This is a genomic window from Glycomyces tritici (assembly GCF_030403505.1).
Genome location: NZ_JAUEMJ010000010.1, coordinates 75515 through 91642, shown reverse-complemented (window position 1 = coordinate 91642; position 16128 = coordinate 75515). Strand labels below are relative to the sequence as shown.

Sequence of the window (16128 nt, the reverse complement as noted above, 5' to 3'; positions counted from 1 at the left end):
CCTTCATGTGGGGTGTGTTCGTGGTGCCCCAAAGACTCTCGAGCGACTGGCTTTTCCCGAAGCGTCATCAACAACGTCACAAGGAGAGGAGGTCGCCTATGAGCAAAGAATCAACGGGACCAGTACACGTCACAGGGGAGGAACGGGAACGACCAGAGATCAGGAAGCTGGCCCGCGCCTGTTTGGAGCTGGCACGCATCGAGATCCAAGCGCAGCATCACCAGGAGCTGCCGCCCGGGGAGGAGAGCGTTCGACCGCGCTCCGAGCCCGAGGACCCGGGAGCCGCGCAATGAGTGAGCTGCGCTGGTTCGACCTCACCCCGCCGCGGGATCTCGATCTCGAGACCGTGACGACCCTCCTTCGTCCGCTCGCCCATCGGCCGCGCGTCGGGTGGCTTCACACAACGCCGCCGGTCGTCCTGGAACTCTGGGGCGAAGGTGAACGCCTCGGCTGGCGGCTTGGGGTAGATGCCCGTGTACTTGGGCATGTAGCCGAAACCTTCCATGCCCACCTGCCACGTCTTGGCATGGCTCCGGTTTCGCCGGAGATTCGTCGGCCGCTCTCGCTTGCTGCGGACGTCCGGCTTTCAAGTCTGGCCGCTCCGCTTCGACTGGATACGGCCGGAGGCACCAGCGCGCAGTTGACCGAGGTTCTCGCCCAACTCACCGGGGATGAGACGGCCTGCCTGCAATGGGTGCTCGGTCCGTCCCAGGGCCGCACCCAACCATCGGGGCCGCTGAACCTGGCGGAGTCGTTGGGACTGCGGGCTCCTTCGACGTCGGACGCCCGAGCCCAACGCTCGTGGCAGCAGAAATCTTCGGAAGCCCTGTTCGCTGCTCAAGGACGGATCGGGGCGATGGCTCGAAACCCTCAGCGAGCGCGAGCGATCATCGGGCGTATCGGTAGTGCACTCAAACTGGCGAACAGCCAACATGCCGCGCTCACTTTCAGCCGGCCGACCGCGGCCAGGGCGCTGCGGCAGCACCATGCGGTCTCGCCGGTGGTCAGCTGGTCCTGCGTTCTCAACGCTGCCGAGCTGGCGGCGCTTCTGGGCTGGCCGGTTCAGGACAGGCTGCCGGAGACGCTGCCAGTGATCGGCGGGCACATCTCGGAGGTGCCGAACAAGCTCCTGACAAACGAAGACGATCGGAAGGCCACTCACCACCGGACGCTCGGCGAGAGTCTGCACCCTGGGCAGCGGGGCCGGCTGGTGGTCGTACCGCCTGCGACGAGCCTGCATCATCTGCACGTCATCGGGCCGACAGGTTCGGGCAAGTCCACACTCCTGTGTGGGCTTTCTCTAGCCGACATCGAAGCTGGGCGCTCGGTGCTCGTGGTTGAGCCTCGTGGCGATCTGGTGCGTGACTTGCTCGCGCGGATTCCTGAGCATCGCCGTAAAGACGTCGTAGTAATCGACCCTGCGGGCGAGCGCAGCGTGGGGATCAACGTGCTTGGTGGGGATCACTCAGGTGCAGAGCGACGGGCGGATCAGATCGTCCATCTGCTTGCGGAGATGCACGGGCCGAACTTCGGGCCGCGCACCACCGACGTGGCGCTGCATGCGCTGGTCGCGGTGAGCCGACTCAAAGACGGCACCATCTGCGACGTGCCCATGCTGCTGACCAACCCAGCGTTCCGGCGACGGGCACTCGCAGAAGTTGGTGACCCGCTCACTCTCGGCCCGTTCTTCGCCTGGTTCGACGGACTCTCGGAAGGTGAACGCGCCCAGGTGATCGCGCCGCTGCTGAACAAGTTGCGAGCACTCACGAGCCGCGAGACCACCCGCCGAATGCTCGGCCAGACTGCACCGAAGTTCGACCTGGAAGAGTTGTTCACCAAGCGTCGGATCGTGTTGGTGAACCTTAACCGTGGACTCCTCGGATCGCCTGCGGCGAACTTGCTGGGTGCGCTGCTGCTGAGCCAAGTTTGGTCGGCGGCGCAGCGGCGCGCGGCTGTACCGCAGGAGAAGCGGCATGAGGTGATGATGGTCGTTGACGAGTTCCAGGATTACCTGCGACTCTCTGGCGGCCTCGACTTCGGGGACGCGCTCGCGCAGTCCCGAGGGCTGGGGGTCGGATGGACGCTGGCGCATCAGCATCTGAACCAGCTCAGTCTGAATCCGAGGGCCGCAGTCCTCGCTAACGCCCGATCACGCGTGACCTTCCGACCCGCAGCTGAGGACGCCAAGGCGCTAGCCGCGTCGCTCGGTGGTGACCTCACGGGCGACGACCTCTTGCGCCTGCGTGCCTTCGAGGCGTGTGCACAGCTTCTTCTTGATCGTCACCCCACCGCGCCATTCTCGGTGAAGACCCAGCCGCTCCCCCCGTGGGTGAGCGACCCGGATGAAGTCCAGCACGAGAGCGAGTCGCGCTACGGTGTCGACGGTGCCGAGCTGGACCGCGCGCAACTTGAACGTTGGGAAGGCGGTGACCTGCCGCCTGTCGGTCCCATCGGGACGAAGCCAAGGAGGTCGGCATGACCGATTGGCCTACCTACAGGGGTGAAACTGGGGCTACCGGTCGGACTGCCGATCGCGCTGAGCAAGGGGTGGCCCCGACGTGCGAAATCAGCTCACAGGACACAACGACTCTTGAGCCGTCTGGTGAGCACTCTCCGACGACTCGTCCCGCGCGCGGCCGGGTGGAGCGGCTGCGACAGAAACTCAGCGAACGAGACTTCGCAGTCCTGCGTTCGCTTCACAAGTTGCGACTCCTTACTGGTGCTCAGATCGCGCGACTTCACGTAGCGGGCGGGTCGAGGGCGACGCAGGCGCGGCGGACACGGGCTTTGCTTCAGCGGTTGAGCGAGCTCAACGTCGTGGTGCGTCTTGGCCAACGCGTCGGCGGCGTGCGAGCTGGATCGGCAGGGTTCATCTACGGGCTGTCCGGCTACGGGCAAGCTGTGCTGGAGGTTGATGGCCCGACCGGCAAGAAGCGGCGACGGGTATGGGAGACCAGTCCGCCCCACCAGCGGCACGTGCTGGCCGTCTCGGAGTTGTTTGTCCAGCTGGTCGAGGCGGATCGAGACGGTCGTGTGGACCTTCTGGAGTTCCAGCCTGAACCGACATGTTGGCGTCGGTTCCCGGGGGCTGCCGGTGGCGTCGTGACCCTCAAACCTGATGCAGCGCTCCGTCTTGGCGTGCGAGCCGTTGAACTGTCGGTCTTCATCGAGGTCGACATGGGCACCGAGAGCACTCCGACGCTCACCAAGAAGTGCCAGTCCTACATCGCTTACTGGCGCAGCGGCATCGAGCAGCAGGCACACGATGTCTTCCCAGTGGTGCTGTGGCTGGCCGAGGCCACACGACGCGCCGACCAGCTCTCCGAGGTAATCCGGCGACTACCGCATGAAACCCAAGCGCTGTTCCGCGTCGCTCTGCTCAGCGAAACCATCCATCTGCTTAGCGCCGAAGGAGGCGAACAATGAACCTCGGCCCCGACCATCTCCCGCTGAGGCGCATCCTCCTCGGTGACGCACGCGAACGGTTGGCCGATCTGCCCGCGAACAGTGTGGACTGCGCGATCACCAGCCCGCCCTACTTCGCTCTTCGCGACTACGGCCACCCGGAGCAGATCGGCTTGGAGAGCGACGTGGACGGCTGGGTACGCGCACTCGTGGATATCTGCCGCCGACTCGCCCGCGTTCTCAAACCGGGCGGCGCCCTGTGGTTGAACGTCGGCGACGGCTACAGCAACCACGTCCGGCAAGGTGCACCCCCGAAGGGCCTGCTGCTTGGGCCGCAGCGCTTGGCTCTGGTGCTGGCCGAGGACGGCTGGATCATGCGCAACCAGATCATCTGGGCCAAGACCAACCCCATTCCATCGAGCGTGGCTGACCGCTTCAGCTGCGGATACGAGGTGCTGTTCCTCCTGGTGCGATCACGGCACTACTTCTTCGACCTCGACGCTGTTCGAGTTCCACCTCGTTCTCGGGCCGGCCGCCGGACCGACGTCGAGGGTTACCGCTACTTGCCCGAGGAGGCGCTGCCGGAGGGTGGCGGCGTCGATGACAACCGCGGGCTCAACCGCATGAAGGGCGCGGGCAAGGTGTCGCATCCCTTGGGCAAGAACCCCGGCGACGTCTGGCAACTGTCCACTGCGGCCTATCGAGGCGAGCACTTCGCCACCTTCCCGCTGGGACTGGTGGAGACGCCGCTACTCGCAACGTGCCCCGAGAAGGTGTGCGCGGAATGCGGCACACCCTGGCTGCGAGCCAAGGTGGATCGCGACCGGCAGCCGCCACAGCTCGGCGAACTTCGCCCAGGTTGCACGTGCGATGCGGAGACGGTGCCGGGCGTGGTGCTCGATCCGTTCATGGGCTCGGGGACGGTGGCGCTGGCTGCGGAGATGCACGGGCGGGACTGGATCGGCTGTGAGCTTAACCCGGTGTACGTCGCGCTGGCTCGACAGCGCTTGGCGGAGTGGCGGGCCGAGCATCGCTCAGCTACCGAGCGGGAGGGCTGCGACCCGTGAGGTGTTCAGGGGCTCGTCGGGGGCCTGCGGCTGAGAATCGTCATCTCTACAGGGAGATGGCCAGCCGCACCACACCGAGGAGGAGCGTTATGGAGCCCAAGAGTTCGGGCATCAAGACGCTAGGCATCAAGCTGCCGGATGAACTGCACGCGCAGTTCACGCTGGTGGCCCAGCTGGACGGGCTGTCCCTCGCCGATGCCCTGCGGCGCGCGGTCGAGGAGTACGTAGCCCGCAAGCGTGCCGAAGGCGACTTCGCCGCTCGTGCCGCTGCTGCGCTCGAGGAGATCGAGCGCGAGGCGGCGGCCCGGCGCGACGCCATCCAGGCGCTGTTCGGGTCTGAGACTCCGGCGAGCGCAGAGGCGAAGACGACGCCTCGTCGCAAGAGCAACCAGAGCTAGAACTTTCTGCTCAGGTCAGGGGTGAAGAGTGGCGTGCTAGCCCCTCTTCACCCTCATTTCCCGGACGGCGCTTCGACTGTGTTCGATTCGCTCCGAAGCGATTGAGGCTGGATCAAAGTAGCTTCCTTCCAGAATTTCTCGATCGTAGCGACGTACGACCGCTGCAAAGATGAAGGTAGAGGGTAGATCACGGTGAGATGACTATGAATACCCGTAAGCGAAGTCCCTAGAAGGGAGACTGTTTTATCCTCGCTGATTATGCAACGGTCATGCAGGTTAGTGCTCGTGGAATACCTCACTTCCAATCGGTCCTTCACCTCAGCCTGAAGATCATGCAATGCGGAAGCAAGCAGTTGGATCGGTCCCGCCTTCTTCTTCGGCGGGTGCTTCGGTTCCTTGACCAGGACTCTTGTAATTTTGGTGCTCCGAAGAAGCCACGGAAGCATGTCTGGAAGAAAATAGGGGTCGACAAGTAGGCCCGCTCCAGCTTCGCTTGTGAATCGAGTTAGCTGGGTGACAGGGAGGCCACTCTCATCTTCTGAGGAGTTGAGAACTTCGCAAACTTGCGTGGCCTCATCCGAGATGCCAGTGAGCATCCGATGGGCTTGTAGAACGTGGCGACCAAGATCAGTAATTATCAATCCATTATCACCATGCGCGACCCAACCAGAATTCAAGAAGAAGTCGACGACTTGCTCCGGCTCACGACGGTACATCATGAGTCTCTGCATTCTCTCGATTGAGGACTCGTATTTCTCGTCTGATGGCATCGGAGTGGAAGAGTAGCCGTCGATTGCGAGCGGATGGGGCTCGTGACCTACGTCATTTAGTGCCGAAATTAGAACTAGGGACCGATACGTCACGTTCGACATGATGGGTGAGTTGCTCATGGCGGAACTATAGCCCACGACTCGATTGAAAGCTGTCAAATCCACAGCTCCCAAGAGTCGAAAAGGCTGAAATAATAAATACATGGGAATGTATTTATATGAACAAAATCGTGTCTGGCGGGGACGTTTTCCCAGGTGTACCCTGCCTGGACTGAGACGCGGATAGACGCGTTCTCGTGAGAGAAAGGAGAATCGGCATGAAAGAAGAATCGTCGTACACGGATCAAGGAATGGATCTTGATCTCACCGGAATCGCGGAGAGCACCCGCATTCGGAACACCAGAACCGCTCGATACCAGGGCAAGCGCGAGCTGCTTATCGAACAGCTCAACGACCCCTCCGGCGGCCTCGGTTCACTGGTTCGCGAGCTACAAGGTGAGGAGCCGCCGTCGCTTGACCACGTGCTCCGAATCGTCATCTACCTGCGGGTGAGCACCGAGGAACAGGCCCGCGTCGGGGGCGAGATGGAGGGCTACTCGATCCCGGCGCAGCGTGAGGCATGCCTGCTCAAGGTGCGACAGCTCGGTGGCATCCTGGTCGAGGAGTACGTGGACGCTGGTGAGTCAGCCAAGTCCGCCAACCGCCCGCTCCTCCAGAAGATGTTGCGCGAGTTGAAGTCTCGCCGAATCGAACGTCGTCGTGCACAAGATCGACCAGCTCGCTCGCAACCGAGCGGACGACGTGGAGATAAACGCCGCGATTGCTCGGGCGGGGGCCAAGCTCATCTCGGTGTCTGAGCCGGTGGACGAGACGCCTGCAGGGCGACTGCTTTACAACATGATGGCCGACGTGGCGCAGTACCACTCGGACAACCTCGCCGTGGAAGTCCTCAAGGGTATGGACGGCAAGGCTAAAGCCGGAGGCACGCCGTACCGAGCGCCGATCGGGTACCTCAACCACCGCGAGTTTCGGGACGGGGCGGACATCCGCACGATCATCGTTGACCCCGAGCGCGGGCCGCTGGTGCGCTGGGCGTTCGAGCAGTATGCCCTTGGCGACTGGGCCATCCGGCAACTGGTCGACGCGCTCAACGCCCAAGGGCTGCGGACTCGCGCCACCCGCAAGCGCACCGCGAAGCCACTCACCATCAACGGCGTCCACCACATGCTGCGCAACCCCTACTACATGGGGGTCGTCCCCTATCGAGGTATCTACCACGAAGGCAAGCACGAGCCACTAGTGAGCAGCGAGACGTGGCTGCGCGTCCAAGACGTGCTTTCAGCCCATCGCCTCACCGGGGAGAAGGAGCGCAAGCACCCGCACTACCTCAAGGGCACGATCTTCTGCGGTGAGTGCGGCGCACGCCTCATCTACTCCGAGAACACCGGCAAGTCCGGTGGCGTCTACGTGTACTACGTCTGCCTGTCGCACCTGACCAAGCGCCAGCCCTGCACCCGCAAATACGTACGACTGGACAAAATCGAGCCCGCCATCGAGGACTTCTACCGCTCGTTGCGGCTGCCAGCCGACCGGGCCGAGATGATCCGCGCAGGCGTCATGAAGGAGCTCGAAAGCGAGCGCGAAGAGGTTGCCCAGAACAAGCGCCGAGCCGAGAAGCGGCTCAAGGACGCCGAAGAACAACGCGCCAAGCTGATCCAGGCTCACTACGCCGGTGCGGTACCGCTCGACCTCATGAAGGGCGAGATGGCCCGGCTCACGCGGGACATTGACGAGGCACGGCAGGCGATCACGGACGCAACGAGAAACGTCACGAACCTGGAGGACACGCTGGATCTCGCCCTGGAGATGGCGAAGGACTGCGCCAACCAGTACCTCGCAGCCAACCCACGCATCCGGAGATTGATTAATCAAGGGCTGTTCAAAAAGCTCTACATCGGCGAAGACGGCGCCGTGGACCGCTTCGAGATGACCGAGCCGTTCGCTACGCTCCTTGATCCGGAGCTGTTGGAGGACCTTGCGAGCGCTGAGCCGGCCACTTCCATTCGCGGCGAGGCGACAGCCGAGCTGCCGCCAGCTACGGATCATGGGGACGAGGCACGGGCCTCGCTCTCACACATGTTCACATGCGAAAAACGGACAAAAAAGAACCAGCCGGACGTTTCGTACGTCCGGCTGGGTTCAAACATGATTACTCTGGTGCGCGAGGGGGGACTCGAACCCCCACGTCCTAGGACACAGGAACCTAAATCCTGCGCGTCTGCCAGTTCCGCCACTCGCGCGCAGCGCGGCGCGGCGGATCGGAAGGATCAGTCGCCACTCGCGCCAGCAGTGGCCGGCGGCATCGTCGCCGATGCGCCGGGTGCCGTGCCGGGTGGTCCGGCGATGGGCAGCAACTAGTGTTTCACACGCGTCAGGGGTCCCGTAGTCTGGTGGGGATGACTCGACCTGACAAGCGCGCCGCCGATGAGCTGCGCCCCGTGAAGTTCACCCGCTCCTGGACCGACCACCCCGAGGGCTCGGTGCTCGTTGAATTCGGCCGCACCCGGGTGCTCTGCACCGCGACGGTGACGCCCGGCGTCCCGCGCTGGCGCCGCGGGTCCGGCGAGGGCTGGGTGACCGCCGAGTACTCGATGCTCCCGCGGTCCACGCACTCGCGCTCCGACCGCGAGTCGATCCGCGGGAAGATCGGCGGCCGGACCCATGAGATCTCGCGTCTCATCGGCCGTTCCCTGCGCGCCTGCATCGACTTCAAAGCCCTCGGCGAGAACACGATCACGCTCGACTGCGATGTGCTGCAGGCGGACGGCGGGACCCGCACAGCCGCGATCACCGGGGCCTACGTGGCCCTGCACGACGCCGTGGACTGGCTCAAGGAGCAGAAGATCGCCCGCAAGCCCGACAAGATCCTGACGACCTCGGTCGCGGCGATCAGCGTCGGCGTGGTCAACGGCGTGCCGGTGCTCGACCTTCCTTACGAGGAGGACGTCGCCGCTTCGGTCGACATGAACGTGGTCTGCACCGGCGAAGGCGACTTCGTCGAGGTCCAGGGCACGGGCGAGGAGGCGGTGTTCAACCGCGCCGAGCTCGACTCGCTGCTGGACCTGGCCCTCAAGGGCTGCAAGGAACTCGCCGGCCTCCAGGCCCGGACCCTGCTCTCGCCATGAGGGTCCTGCTCGCCACCCGCAACGCCGGGAAGATCGACGAGCTGCGGGAGATCCTCGCCGAGGCCGCTCCGCACATCGAGCTCGTCGGCCTGAACGCCGTCGCCGACTACCCCGAGACCCCCGAGACCGAGCTGACGTTCGCAGGGAACGCGCTGCTCAAGGCCCATGACGGTGTCAAGCACACCGGGCTCGCGACGATCGCCGACGACTCCGGTCTCGCCGTTGACGCCCTCAACGGGATGCCCGGCGTGCTCTCGGCCCGCTGGGCCGGCAGCGCCAAGGACGACGCGGCGAACAACGCGCTGCTGCTCGACCAGCTCGCGGACGTCCCTGACGGCCTGCGCGGCGCGAAGTTCGTGTGCGCCGCCGCGATCGTCTGGCCCGACGGGCGCGAGCTCGTGGTCCACGGCGAAATGCACGGGACCGTGGGACGTGAACCGAAGGGCGCCAACGGCTTCGGCTACGACCCGCTCTTCACCCCCGACGGCTTCGACCGCACCAGCGCCGAGCTCACCGCGGCGGAGAAGAACGCGATCTCCCACCGGGGGAAGGCATTCCGGGAGCTTGCGAGCGGAATCTGAGGCTCTGCCGCGAGCTTGCGAGCGGAATCTGAGGCTCTGCCGGGAGCTTGCGACCGGAGTCTGAGGCTCTGCCGAGAACTTGTGAACGGAATCTGAGGCTCGCGAGCCTGCGACTGGCATCTGAGCCACGGCTGGGAGCTTGCGACCTAAAACTGAAGCACCGCAACACCTGAGCGTTGCGATTGAGGCGGCCCTAGGGCCGCCTCTTCGCTTACCGGTTCTTCAGCAGCTCGAGGGCTTTGTCCGCGTGGGCGTTCATGTTCAGCTCGCTCTTGAACGCACCGAGGATGACGCGGCCCTCGCCGATGACGAAGGTCTTGCGCTTGGTGGCGATGATGCCGAGCTTGCGGCGCACGTCGAAGGCCTCGGCGATCTTCCCCTCCGGGTCGGACAGGAGCGGGTAGCCGAAGGAGTGCTTGGCGGCGAACGCGGCCTGGCGGTCGACCGTGTCGTTGGAGATGCCGACCGGGGTGGCGCCGGCAGCCTCGAAGTCGGCGGCGAGGTCGCGGAAGTGGCAGGCCTCGGCGGTGCAGCCCGGTGTCATCGCCTGCGGGTAGAAGAAGAGCACGACGGGGCCGTTCTCGAGGAGCTCGTCGAGGCTGCGGGGCGTCCCCGTCTCGTCGTCGAGGGTGAATGCGGGGGCGGTGTCTCCGGTGTCCATGGAGCCGAGTGTATCCGCGCGTCCGCGAATCGAATCGTTCCTTGCCGGGCGGCCGGATACCGTTGCGTTCCACCAAGTGATATAGATACACTCGAATATCACGATATCGTCAGCAGCAGTCCACAAGATCGCGCTGGCTCTTCGAGGGCCAGGTTGGGAGCGCTCCATGTCCGGCAGAGGAGTAATTCCATGTCCACCACCGCCACGTCGGCGCTCGGCGGCAGACGCCGCAGAATCGCCGCCGTCATGTCAATGGTCCTGGCCGCAGTAACGGCCATGACCATCACGGGGCTCTTCAGCAGAGACGAGGCCGAAGCCCACGGCGCCACGGTCTTCCCGGGCTCGCGCCAGTACTTCTGCTACTTCGACGGCCTCAGCGGGGGCGGCCAGCTCGACCCCTACAACGAAGCCTGCCAGGCCGCCCTCGACCAGGGCGGGTCCACCCCGTTCTACAACTGGTTCGGGAACCTCGACTCCAACGGCGCGGGCAAGACCGTCGGCTACATCCCCGACGGGCAGATCTGCGACGGCGGGGGCCGCGGCCCGTACGACTTCTCGGCGTTCAACGAGCCGGGCAACTGGCCGAAGACCCACGTGACCGCCGGCGCGAACGTCGAGTGGCGCTACAACAACTGGGCCCACCACCCCGGCAAGTTCGACCTCTACATCACCAAGGACGGGTGGGACCCGAACCAGCCGCTCGCCTGGGACGACCTCGAGAAGTTCCAGACCTTCACGAACCCGGCCTCCAACGGCGGGCCCGGGAGCGACGACCACTACTACTACGCGAACCTGAAGCTGCCGCAGAAGTCCGGTTACCACGTGGTCTTCACGCACTGGGTGCGCTCGGACTCGACCGAGAACTTCTACGCCTGCTCCGACGTCGTCTTCGACGGCGGCAACGGCGAGGTCACCGGCATCCGCCCGGGCGCGAACCTGCCGGGCAACGACGGCGGCGTCGTCGACCCGCCGACCGAGACCGAGACCCCCACGGGCGGACCGACCGGCGGCCCGACGGGCGCCTGCACCGCCACCGCCTCCATCTACTCGTGGAGCGGCGGCGCGACGGTCAACATCACCGTCAAGAACACCAGCGCCTCGACCATGAGCGACTGGATGATCCACTGGCTGTGGGCGCCGAACTCCGGCGTCACCATCCGGGACTCGTGGAACACCACGATCACCACGATGGGCGATATGCAGATGGCCGGACCGTCCGGCTGGAACGCGACCATCGCATCGGGCGGGACGGCGAGCTTCGGCTTCAATGTCAGCGGCAACCTGTCGACGATGCCGGCCATGGAGTGCATGCCCGCGTGACAACGCGGTGATTCGTGAAGGCGACGCGCGCAGGGCTGGAACCTGAACGTTCGTCGACATAATCGCCGCTTCGACTCCTCCCTCCGGAGGCCTCCTGGAATACTTGAACCAGCAGGTCTTCCGGGGGGAGGAGCCATGTCAGCACCCGCAGCGCCGGCAAAAGCCGGCCCGCAGCCGATGACGGCGTCGACACGCGCCGGCGTCGTCGTCCAGACCTACATCTCCGATCACGTCGACGCGCTCAACCGCGCCATCGCGGCCTTCGAGCGCCAGGCGCCCGGCTCCGCCGGGACCGTCCGCGTCACCATCCACCAGCTGCGCACCGTGATCCGCGGGTACGCGCACCTGTTCACCGAGACGCCGCCGCGCAGCCAGGAACTCGACCACCTGCTCGAAGCGCTCAAGCACACCGAGGACCTCGAGAAGCTCCGCGTCCACTTCTCCGACCGCTTCGACCAGCTCGCGCTCGAGGCCTCTGAGCACCCGAAATGGTATGCGGCCCTTGAATACGAGATGCGCGAGTCCTACCGCCAGACCGAGGGGATCGCCTCCCAGACCTGGGTCGCGGTCCTGCTCAGCCAGGTGCGGCTCTTCACCGAGCACGCCCGGCTCAGCCGGGACGGCGACAAGCCCGCGTCCTCGCTCATGGGCGTCCTGTCGCAGGCCAGGACGCACCTGCTCGACACCTACGGGCGGCTCAGCCACGCCACCGACCTCGTGCTCGCGCGGGACGAGACGCGCATCGCGGCGCGGGAGGCGCACTACCTCGCCGAAGCCGCCGCGCCCGCGCTCGGGCAGGTCGCCATGGACGTCGTGGCGCCGATGGCGGACCTCGAGCGCCTGCTCGACCGGTACCGCCAGGCCGTGATCGCCCGCAACTGGCTGCTGCGGCTGCCGGGCGCGGACCGGGCCGACCGCCTCACCGCGAGCCTCGCCGAGCTCGAGAAGGAGCACCTGCGCCAGCTGGGCGAGGAGATCGACCGGGCCGCATCGGAGATGGCCGAGCGCTGGTCCTAGAGCAAAGAACAGTGGTCTTGTGAGCGTGACGAAGTCGCGCACCGGAACGGGCCCGAGGCTTTCGCCTCGGGCCCGTTGCTCATGCGTGGATACCGACTACCCGCGCAGCACCGAGGCGAGGTTGTCGAGGCCGATCGGGCCGAGGTTGAGGGCCCTGGTGTGCCAGGCCTTCAGGTCGAAGGCCGCTCCGGCGGCGGCCTGGGCCTCGGCGCGGGCGTCGACCCAGGCGCGTTCGCCGAGCTTGTAGCAGATGGCCTGGCCGGGCCAGCCCGCGTAGCGGACGATCTCCGGGTAGGCGCGGTGCTCGGCGATGCGGCCGCGGGTCTTGAGCACGTCGAGCGCGACGTCGAAGTTCCAGCGCTCGCCGTGGAGCTTGGCCTCGGCGGCGGGCAGCGGCAGGTCGAGGTGCCAGCCGATGTCGATCACGACGCGGGCGGCCCGCAGGGCCGAGCCCTTGAGCATCCCGAGGCGGGTGCCGGTGTCGGCGAACCAGCCGAGCTCGTCGGAGAGCCGCTCGGCGTACAGGGCCCAGCCCTCGGCGTGGCCGGAGACGGAGCCGAAGACCTTCGCGAAGCGGGAGAGGCCGTCGCCGGTGACCTTGGTCTGGCCGATCTGGAGGTGGTGGCCGGGCACGCCCTCGTGGAAGACCGTGGTCAGCTCGCCCCAGGTGCGGAACGTCTCGCGTTCGGCGACGGGCCACCAGGTGCGGCCCGGCCGGGAGAGGTCCTCGCTGGGGCCGGTGTAGTAGGCCGAGCCGGCGGAGGAGCCGTGCACGATCTGAACGTCGAGGTTCATCAGGCGCGGGTCGATGTCGAAGTGGACGCCGTTGAGCGCTTCGAGGGCGCTCTGGTGCTTCTCGGTGAGCCAGGCCAGGTACGCCTCGTGGGTGTCGACGGCCTGGGTGGCGTCGAGGTGGGCGATGACCTCGTCGAGCCCGGCGCCGGAGAGCCGGTGCGCGGCGGCGATGCCCGCGGCCTCGGCGATCATCTCGTCCTCGATGCGGTGCAGTTCGTCCCAGGCCCAGTCGTAGGCCTCGCGGGGGTCGAGGACCGCGCCGAGGGTGGAGCGGGCCGCGAGGAGGTACCGCTCCTCGCCCACGCCGTCGCTCGCGGCGGCGTGCGGGGCGTAGGTGCGCTCCAGGAAGTCGGCGATGCCGTTGAACGCCTGGTAGGCGGCTTCGGCGGCCTCGCGCAGGTCGCGGGCCTGGGGGCCGTCGCCGTACGCGGCGAGGTGCTTGTCGAAGGTGCGCGACTCGGCGTTGCGGCGGGCCTGCTTCGCGCCTTCGGTGACCTGGAGGAGTGCGACGGTCTGGCCCGCCGCGATCCCGGCCTCGAGGGTCTGACGCCAGGTCGTGAGCATCTGGGGGATGGCGCGCATCCGCGAGGCGTTGAGCCGCCAGTCGTTCTCGGTGCGGCGCGGCGTCAGGTCCACATAGCTCACCAGGCTCTGGAGCATGCCGTAGGGCACGCGCAGGGCGCGGCGCCATTCGCCGGCCTCGTGCTGGGCGACGCTCACGTCGAGGCGCTCGGCCATGTGGAGGCGGGCGAGGTCGTCGGCGGGGCCGGTCGAGGTGAGCGCGTTGAGCTTCGCGAGCGTGTCGCGGTCGAGCTCGGCCCGCTCGGCGACGGCCTCGGGGCCGAAATCGGTGGCGACGCCGAAGTCGCCCTTGATGCCGGCCGACCCGGCGAACATGGGGTGCAGCCGGGCGAACGCGGTGATGTACTCGTCGGCCAGTGCGAATATCGGTGAGGTCATGGCCGCCAGCTTACCGCGCGGCTAGTAAACCTTCGTTACGTGATTGTTGCTCGGTGGCGCCGCTGCTCCGGGTCGAGACGACGACCGCTCCGACCAGGGCCGCGAGCAGCAGGAGCGACAGCACTTCGAACGGCAGCACCCAGTCGGCGAAGACCGCTTCGCCCATGACGGCGGCCCCGCCGCTCTCGCGGTCGGCGGTCCCGGCCCTGGTCCAGCCGAAGGCGCCGGTGACGACGGCCGCGAGGCCGAGCCCGACCCCGCCGGCGATGAGCGCGCCGGGCAGCCTCGCCCGGTCGAGGTCGTCGGCCGGATCGGTCGGGGCCCTGGTGAGCATGGTCGCGAAGAGCAGCAGCACCACGATCGCGCCGACGTAGACGAGGACGAGCACCCACGCGAGGAACTCGGCGGTGAGCACGAGCGCGGCCCCCGCGATCCCGGCGAACGCGACCGCGAGCCACAGTCCGGCCCGCACGATCCGCTTCGTGGTCACGACGGCGAGCGCGGCACCGAGCGCGAGGAGCCCGAACGCCAGGAGCAGGACGTCGGCGAGCGTCACTCGACACCGTCCGGCTTCGCGGCGTCCGGGACGGTGCCCATCCACTCCCCCAGGTGCTCCTTGTCGTGGAGCAGGTTGCGGATGTCGCCTTCGGCGTAGGCGAAGTCGGGGGCCCAGAAGAGGGCGTCGAAGGGGCACACGTCGACGCAGATCCCGCAGTACATGCACAGCGAGAAGTCGATGTCGAAGCGGTCGAGGACGTTCACCTGCCGCGGCCGGGCGGCGCCTTCGACCTCGACGGTCTCCTTGTGCGAGTCGATGTAGATGCACCAGTCGGGGCATTCGCGGGCGCACAGCATGCAGGAGGTGCAGTTCGGTTCGTGCAGGGCGATCACGCCCCGGGTGCGCTCGGGCAGTACCGGTTCGTTCTCGGGGTACTGGCTGGTGACCGTGCGGCGCGCGGCGGTGCGCGCGGTCGCGGCGAGACCGCTGACCAGACCGCTCCCGGGAAGCCTCATGCCCTCATCGTGGCAGACGCCGCCGCTTAATTCCAGACCTGCAGCCGCGAAGCGCGGCTTAATTGCCCGTCCGCTTCGCAGCTGGGCCGCCCGTCTTCATCGCAGCTCGGTCGCCGGTCCTCTCCGCGGCGGCATTGCCGGTCCGCTCCGCTGAGGTGCCGGTCCGCTTCGCAGCCGGGTTGTCCCTCCGCTTCGCGACTGGGTTGCCGGTCCGCTTCGCGACTGAGTTGCTCGTCCGCTTCGCGACTGAGTTGCCCGTCCGCTTCGCGGAGCAGCTTGTCCGATTCCCGACTCCGCAGGCGTGTCCGGTAGTGCCGGTTTTCCCTTGAAACCGCCTGCTGCGTCCACAAGAGCCGTTACCGTGAGCCATTGACACGTCACGTGCCGGGCGCGACCCGGCGCCGTTCGGGAGGAACCGTGCCCATGCGAATGACGCAGCCCATCCGAGGGATGCTCGCCGCGCTGAGCCTCAGCGTCGCACTCGTGCTGACCAGCGCCGTTCCTGCGAACGCGGCCATCACCGTCACGCTCTCGCCGACGGCGGGCGCCGTCGGCACCCGGGTGGACGTGCTGGCCGCGAACTGCGACATGGACGCGACGGGCGATGTCGAGAACACCGACACCAGCTTCAAACTGCCGAAGAACAACAACAACGCGCAGGGCAGCTTCACCGTCACGGAGAAGATGAAGCCCGGCACGTACACCGTGACGGTGACCTGCGGCTCCGACACCGCCTCGACGAAGTTCACGGTGACTTCGGGGACTGGCGCCGCCACCGGCGGCGGCTCGACGGCCTCCGATGCGGCCACGGCGGTCCTGTGGACGGGCGCCGCCGCGGTGCTGATCGCCGCCGCGGGGCTCTGGGTGCTCAAGCGCCGCAGCAATGTCACTGCCGTCTGAACCGGCGGGCGACGCGTCGCCCGAGGAACGACCTGAAACCGCAAGACCCTGCCAC

Annotated in this window: 14 protein-coding genes, 1 tRNA gene and 1 pseudogene; 10 read left to right on the top strand and 6 right to left on the bottom strand. The window is 66.6% G+C overall.

The window, feature by feature from the left end; translation table 11 throughout:
• The first annotated feature begins 289 nt into the window (after positions 1–289).
• The 4 genes from QWI33_RS24485 (at position 290) to QWI33_RS24470 (ending at position 4870) form a co-directional block, all read left to right on the top strand.
• Entirely contained in the window at positions 290–2479 is a 2190-nt protein-coding gene (locus QWI33_RS24485) for a type IV secretory system conjugative DNA transfer family protein (protein WP_289957820.1), read from the top strand.
• Positions 2476–3426, top strand: coding sequence for a replication-relaxation family protein (locus QWI33_RS24480; RefSeq protein ID WP_289957821.1), 951 nt, complete (start codon positions 2476–2478; stop codon positions 3424–3426). Before QWI33_RS24485 ends, QWI33_RS24480 begins: the two co-directional genes overlap by 4 nt.
• Complete coding sequence (locus QWI33_RS24475; protein WP_289957822.1) at positions 3423–4472, top strand: DNA-methyltransferase; 1050 nt, start codon at positions 3423–3425, stop codon at positions 4470–4472. Before QWI33_RS24480 ends, QWI33_RS24475 begins: the two co-directional genes overlap by 4 nt.
• 89 nt (positions 4473–4561) lie before the next feature.
• Positions 4562–4870: a ribbon-helix-helix domain-containing protein gene (locus QWI33_RS24470; protein ID WP_289957824.1), complete on the top strand. Its 309-nt coding sequence runs from the start codon at positions 4562–4564 to the stop codon at positions 4868–4870.
• A 53-nt stretch (positions 4871–4923) separates the two neighbouring features.
• Here the strand turns inward: QWI33_RS24470 and QWI33_RS24465 are convergent, their stop codons facing one another.
• Positions 4924–5760 (bottom strand): hypothetical protein, encoded by an 837-nt coding sequence (locus tag QWI33_RS24465; RefSeq protein ID WP_289957825.1) that lies wholly within the window; start codon positions 5758–5760, stop codon positions 4924–4926.
• 197 nt (positions 5761–5957) lie between these two features.
• On the opposite strand from QWI33_RS24465, the pseudogene QWI33_RS29475 reads away from it, so the two are divergent.
• A pseudogene (locus QWI33_RS29475) lies at positions 5958–7146 on the top strand (recombinase family protein); the annotation flags it as partial.
• 709 nt (positions 7147–7855) lie between these two features.
• On the opposite strand, the gene QWI33_RS24450 reads toward QWI33_RS29475, so the two are convergent.
• Positions 7856–7940: transfer RNA gene (locus QWI33_RS24450), tRNA-Leu, on the bottom strand.
• A gap of 156 nt (positions 7941–8096) precedes the next feature.
• On the opposite strand from QWI33_RS24450, the gene rph reads away from it, so the two are divergent.
• Both rph and rdgB read left to right on the top strand, forming a co-directional pair.
• Positions 8097–8825 (top strand): ribonuclease PH, encoded by a 729-nt coding sequence (rph, locus tag QWI33_RS24445; RefSeq protein WP_270116194.1) that lies wholly within the window; start codon positions 8097–8099, stop codon positions 8823–8825.
• Complete coding sequence (rdgB, locus tag QWI33_RS24440) at positions 8822–9406, top strand: RdgB/HAM1 family non-canonical purine NTP pyrophosphatase (protein ID WP_289957828.1); 585 nt, start codon at positions 8822–8824, stop codon at positions 9404–9406. The genes rph and rdgB overlap by 4 nt, the downstream gene beginning before the upstream one ends.
• Positions 9407–9617: 211 nt before the next feature.
• Here rdgB and QWI33_RS24435 read toward each other — a convergent pair whose 3' ends face one another.
• The gene (locus QWI33_RS24435) at positions 9618–10067 is read right to left on the bottom strand and encodes a peroxiredoxin (protein ID WP_289957829.1); all 450 of its coding nucleotides are present in this window, start codon (positions 10065–10067) and stop codon (positions 9618–9620) included.
• A 189-nt stretch (positions 10068–10256) separates the two neighbouring features.
• On the opposite strand from QWI33_RS24435, the gene QWI33_RS24430 reads away from it, so the two are divergent.
• Together QWI33_RS24430 and QWI33_RS24425 are read left to right on the top strand one after the other, a co-directional pair.
• On the top strand, positions 10257–11387 hold the full coding sequence (locus QWI33_RS24430) for a lytic polysaccharide monooxygenase (protein WP_289957830.1): 1131 nt from the start codon (positions 10257–10259) through the stop codon (positions 11385–11387).
• Positions 11388–11522: 135 nt separating this feature from the next.
• Positions 11523–12404 carry a CHAD domain-containing protein gene (locus QWI33_RS24425; protein WP_289957831.1) on the top strand — a complete coding sequence of 294 codons (882 nt, stop codon included), beginning with the start codon at positions 11523–11525 and terminating at the stop codon, positions 12402–12404.
• 96 nt (positions 12405–12500) lie between these two features.
• Here the strand turns inward: QWI33_RS24425 and QWI33_RS24420 are convergent, their stop codons facing one another.
• Genes QWI33_RS24420 through QWI33_RS24410 form a run of 3 tightly spaced genes read right to left on the bottom strand, consistent with a single transcriptional unit; the run spans position 12501 to position 15173 of the window.
• The gene (locus QWI33_RS24420) at positions 12501–14159 is read right to left on the bottom strand and encodes a DUF885 domain-containing protein (protein WP_289957832.1); all 1659 of its coding nucleotides are present in this window, start codon (positions 14157–14159) and stop codon (positions 12501–12503) included.
• Between the two features lie 10 nt (positions 14160–14169).
• Positions 14170–14715: an NADH-quinone oxidoreductase subunit J family protein gene (locus tag QWI33_RS24415; RefSeq protein ID WP_289957833.1), complete on the bottom strand. Its 546-nt coding sequence runs from the start codon at positions 14713–14715 to the stop codon at positions 14170–14172.
• Complete coding sequence (locus tag QWI33_RS24410; protein WP_289957834.1) at positions 14712–15173, bottom strand: 4Fe-4S binding protein; 462 nt, start codon at positions 15171–15173, stop codon at positions 14712–14714. The genes QWI33_RS24415 and QWI33_RS24410 overlap by 4 nt, the downstream gene beginning before the upstream one ends.
• Positions 15174–15596: 423 nt before the next feature.
• Here QWI33_RS24410 and QWI33_RS24405 point away from each other — a divergent pair, with 423 nt between their 5' ends.
• The gene (locus QWI33_RS24405; protein WP_289957836.1) at positions 15597–16073 is read left to right on the top strand and encodes a hypothetical protein; all 477 of its coding nucleotides are present in this window, start codon (positions 15597–15599) and stop codon (positions 16071–16073) included.
• Positions 16074–16128 lie beyond the last annotated feature (55 nt).

Bases quoted from the DNA above. Each gene is read 5' to 3' on its own strand.
- QWI33_RS24485 (WP_289957820.1), top strand. From the start codon at position 290: ATGAGTGAGCTGCGCTGGTTCGACCTCACCCCGCCGCGGGATCTCGAT.
- QWI33_RS24480 (WP_289957821.1), top strand. From the start codon at position 2,476: ATGACCGATTGGCCTACCTACAGGGGTGAAACTGGGGCTACCGGTCGG.
- QWI33_RS24475 (WP_289957822.1), top strand. From the start codon at position 3,423: ATGAACCTCGGCCCCGACCATCTCCCGCTGAGGCGCATCCTCCTCGGT.
- QWI33_RS24470 (WP_289957824.1), top strand. From the start codon at position 4,562: ATGGAGCCCAAGAGTTCGGGCATCAAGACGCTAGGCATCAAGCTGCCG.
- QWI33_RS24465 (WP_289957825.1), bottom strand. From the start codon at position 5,760: ATGAGCAACTCACCCATCATGTCGAACGTGACGTATCGGTCCCTAGTT.
- rph (WP_270116194.1), top strand. From the start codon at position 8,097: ATGACTCGACCTGACAAGCGCGCCGCCGATGAGCTGCGCCCCGTGAAG.
- rdgB (WP_289957828.1), top strand. From the start codon at position 8,822: ATGAGGGTCCTGCTCGCCACCCGCAACGCCGGGAAGATCGACGAGCTG.
- QWI33_RS24435 (WP_289957829.1), bottom strand. From the start codon at position 10,067: ATGGACACCGGAGACACCGCCCCCGCATTCACCCTCGACGACGAGACG.
- QWI33_RS24430 (WP_289957830.1), top strand. From the start codon at position 10,257: ATGTCCACCACCGCCACGTCGGCGCTCGGCGGCAGACGCCGCAGAATC.
- QWI33_RS24425 (WP_289957831.1), top strand. From the start codon at position 11,523: ATGTCAGCACCCGCAGCGCCGGCAAAAGCCGGCCCGCAGCCGATGACG.
- QWI33_RS24420 (WP_289957832.1), bottom strand. From the start codon at position 14,159: ATGACCTCACCGATATTCGCACTGGCCGACGAGTACATCACCGCGTTC.
- QWI33_RS24410 (WP_289957834.1), bottom strand. From the start codon at position 15,173: ATGAGGCTTCCCGGGAGCGGTCTGGTCAGCGGTCTCGCCGCGACCGCG.
- QWI33_RS24405 (WP_289957836.1), top strand. From the start codon at position 15,597: ATGCGAATGACGCAGCCCATCCGAGGGATGCTCGCCGCGCTGAGCCTC.